The organism is Paenibacillus sp. P4_E11, from assembly GCF_056401635.1.
In genome coordinates this window covers 1-3,265 of record NZ_JBFUIX010000269.1, presented here as the reverse complement: position 1 = coordinate 3,265, position 3,265 = coordinate 1, and the positions used below count along the sequence as shown (strand labels likewise).

Sequence of the window (3,265 nt, the reverse complement as noted above, 5' to 3'; positions counted from 1 at the left end):
ATAGCGTATTTCAGAGGGCAGATTTTTACTTTACGCCGCTCACCCCATCATAGGATGGTACATAAGTTTCCCTATGCTCTAACTTTAGACCTGTACATTCGGTTGTTCGTCAGTTCCTTTCACGGAACCATACTCACCCTATCCAGCTTTTCAGCCGCGCGGCATATCCGTTGGCATACCTCAAATTGGCTCTAGCCTTCGTTCTGCCGAATCTACCTGTACTTCATACACCCCTGACCTGTTAGCCATGATGCATGCAGGAGTATTGGCGGGATGATTTCAGGATACATGGTTCCKTCATTCYCATCCTCGRTTGTAAAGTTAAGATTWGTYATTWAATCTCCTGCWTTTCGCRCWGTMGYGCTTATWGCAGAACTTGTCGAACCTGCCCGTTAGTTCAACAAACTGGCTGGCAACCGGCTTCTAAGCCCTCGGTTTTATAAAACCAAAAAAAGCTTACCCGACTTTGGGCAAGCTTATGATTACAAATAATACTTATGGCAAATATATGAGTTAATATTAAACAATTCGGATGATACTTCAGTCGAAACCGCTAGTATTTATGGCAATCTTAAGTTCAGGGAATGGCAGGAATATAGGTTAAGTCACAAAAACACCCTTCCCCTAAATGAGACTAGTGATTTTATCTTGTTACCAATGTYGTTAGAGTTACTTAATCTCTTTCRCCATCCCCTTAAATTGTGCTCTACTTTGTAAAGGTGCTTAGTAATGACGGCCATACGGAAGTTTTCTCACTGCAGGATGGACATATTGTTTCCCCCGCTAAATAATGCAGATGYTCGGTCAATGTTTGCTCTCCGATAGCTGCCGCCCGCTCCGCTAATGTTCGTACTTCTTCATCTGCAAATGACGTGACTGGGACAATCACTTGAGGTTCTTGACCCATGTGAAAGACGGGATCGCGTTCATAGGCTTGAAGAATTCCTGCTTGGTCTTCATTAGGCCATAAATACACATCTTCCTCGCAAGCCGGACACACGGCGACATACTCATCACCTTCACTGAACGTCATCAACATATTGGCAGGGATATATGAGCCGCGATAAGCAGCATCCGCAATAAGTATGTAACGCTTCTCTATCTCATCTATAGTTTGTTGGGCTGCATAGGCGAATACTTCCTTTGTAWGCGTCCTGAGCTTGTCAATTGCCTCTACATATTCACTGTACAATTCAGTGCAAACAAAGCTACCTACATCCTCAGCTAGTTCAGCCCATGATGCTGGGAATGGTGCCTCATCTCTCCCATCGCGGCTTGCCTCGATGATACCGCAATTGATAAACAGTTCTTTGCGCACTTCCGCATCCGAAGTGGAGCATGCTAGYTGTGCCAAAAACGGCATCGCTGCRTAGGTAGCCGTATATATYGTGTTTTGATGGAACAAATACTCCTGAAAGAGTTCGTCAAAAACCTCCTGGCTATACTCCTGCATTAGCTGCTGCAATAACACAGGTACGTTGTCTGCAGAACCGTRCGGACCTGCCAGCTTTCCCCATACATCGCTATCCCACTTAAGCAAGCTTTCCCTCCGTTCCTAATTGCCAACTTCTATCATTCTACTTAATTGTATCAWATAAAAAMACTGGAACCAGTGCCCAGCATCCTAACTCACAACTAAATCGAACACTTTTAGCACCGTACTTGTTCGCAACTGTTTTAGCGATTTTGAGCCATTGATTKAAATAGTTCTACCTTATCTTTATCTTTTGCTCTATCATATTTTTCCCTCCATYTTCTAACTCCTAATAAGTAAAATTTGAGTCTTTCTTTCCGAATTTCCGATAACGTTTCTCGCATTCATGAACTCCCACAGGGAGTTGTCCGCAGCTCCGGCTTCAAAAAGGACTGCTTAGCATTTATGACCGCTGGAACGGGCCATTAAAAAGCATAAATCGAAGAAAGTTCAATCCCACGGTTAGGATCAAGCTTCCATAATATGTACAGAAAGGCCGCCGATTACTCGACGGCCTTTCTGGTGATTCAACTATCGTGCCCGTTAGTTCAAACTATGTAACCAGATGTGACCATCCAGGGCTGGTCTTCATTTCATAGATTTTTTGGAGCGTATGGACAGGCTTCGTCTTCTCATCATCGTCCTCTGAGTGGAGATACCACTCCACAAGCCTGTACCCGAATACGAGAAGGATCAGCTCGTAGACGCAATGATCGGCGATAGGGGATACATCCGCATACTCCGAAAAGCCTTTGTAATACGCGGGGACACATCGCTGGTAGTATTCGACCATGTGATCGATATCCGCTTCATCCGCAATCAGGCTTGCGAGATCCTCGCCCAGGTAGCCCCATCCGCAGGTATCCCAGTCGATGAGCACGATTTTCCCGTCGGTATAGATCAGGTTGGTCACCCAGAAGTCCCGGTGGCATAGCACGAGGGGCAATTTTTCGATGCGGGCGAGTAACTCGTCTGCGTGCTCATCGATGTCGATGAGCATTTGCCGCACGTGCTGCGGGAATTCGCAGTCCTCCGAGCGTACATAATCGTAGACGACCGGCCATGACCGGTAATGTAGATACGTATTCTTCATGAGATCCGCATGGCTCAGGTTGGTCAGGCTCTGCAGCACGGCGGGCTGCTCCACATACAGCTTGCCTTGATAGCGTCCTAACTCCAGCGCGGCCTGTTCATACATGTCACCGGTCAGGTCTAAGCCGGTTACGCCATCGATATATTCCAGCCACAGCTGGAATTCATTTTCTTCGGCATTGATCTCGGCGTGATAACATGTCGGCCAGCGGAAGGCATCCGAGAACGTCGCTCCCAAGTCAGACGCATAGAGATCATATTCCCGACGCCATGAACCCGGATCTCCGTAACGCTCCCATTTCTTCTGGATTTTCAGCACGATACGGTACGGCAATTTTTCGCCACCCGAGGTTTCGGCGATCCCCGTTACCAGGTACACATTTCCCACAGTTCCGCCCTGTAACGGCATGGTTTGGCAGTCCGCGGAGATGATATCCGTCTTGAACCGTTGGCTTAAAACATAAATCAGCGTTTCAAGTTCAATATTCATTTCTTCCTCCATTTTCTCTTCGTTTGCTTGCTCCACATGGCGATCATTTTGATTCGAGCTCTCTTGTCTCTTTGGAATAATTCAAATCAAACTTGCCACTTAGTTGAAAAGAGGATAGCCATAACACTAGCTGCCCAGAAAATTATATCAAATGTAATACCTAATTTCTGGAGGAGTTTCATTATAACTATTCTGCCCGTTCGCTTAAT

2 protein-coding genes are annotated in these 3,265 nt (G+C 46.3%); both read right to left on the bottom strand.

All coding sequences use genetic code 11. From position 1 onward, the window contains the following. Positions 1-706 precede the first annotated feature (706 nt). Complete coding sequence (locus AC1DWB_RS32605) at positions 707-1,540, bottom strand: hypothetical protein (protein ID WP_477545254.1); 834 nt, start codon at positions 1,538-1,540, stop codon at positions 707-709. A gap of 487 nt (positions 1,541-2,027) precedes the next feature. Next, the gene (locus AC1DWB_RS32600; protein WP_477545253.1) at positions 2,028-3,056 is read right to left on the bottom strand and encodes a phosphotransferase; all 1,029 of its coding nucleotides are present in this window, start codon (positions 3,054-3,056) and stop codon (positions 2,028-2,030) included. Between the last annotated feature and the right edge of the window lie 209 nt (positions 3,057-3,265).

Coding starts and splice junctions, on each gene's coding strand:
- AC1DWB_RS32600 (WP_477545253.1), bottom strand. CDS start 3,056: ATGAATATTGAACTTGAAACGCTGATTTATGTTTTAAGCCAACGGTTC.